Annotated in this window: 1 protein-coding gene; it reads left to right on the forward strand. The window is 66.2% G+C overall.

The genetic code is table 11. The features are described from left to right. The coding region (locus XAXN_RS20050) for a malic enzyme-like NAD(P)-binding protein (protein WP_280631829.1) at positions 1 to 586 on the forward strand (586 nt) is incomplete at both ends.

The raw sequence follows: 586 nt of genomic DNA on the forward strand, positions 1-586 counted from the left end.
GCCGTGCTCAACGCGCTGGTGGTCACCGGCAAGAAGATCGAAGAGGTCAAGCTGGCCACCACCGGCATGGGCGCGGCGGGCATTTCCTGCGTCAACATGCTGGTCTCGCTGGGCCTGAAGCCGGAGAACATCCTGGCGCTGGACCGCGACGGCGTGATCCACACCGGCCGCACCGATCTGGACCCGGACAAGCAGCGCTACGCCCGTGACACCGACAAGCGCACCCTGGCCGAGATCGTCGAAGGCGCCGATATTTTCCTGGGCCTGTCGGCCGCGGGCATCCTCAAGCCGGAGATGGTCGCCAGCATGGCGCGCCAGCCGGTGATCTTCGCGCTGGCCAACCCCAATCCGGAAATCACCCCGGAAGTGGCCAAGGCCGTGCGCCCGGATTGCATCATCGGCACCGGTCGGTCGGACTATCCGAACCAGATCAACAACGTGCTGTGTTTCCCCTATCTGTTCCGCGGTGCGCTGGACGTAGGCGCCACCGGCATCAACGAGGAAATGAAGATCGCCTGCGTCAAGGCGATCGCGGCGATGGCGCGGCGCGAGGCCTCCGACCTGGGTGCGGCCTACGGTGGCGAGA

This window comes from Xanthomonas axonopodis (assembly GCF_001304695.1).
GTDB lineage: Bacteria > Pseudomonadota > Gammaproteobacteria > Xanthomonadales > Xanthomonadaceae > Xanthomonas > Xanthomonas axonopodis.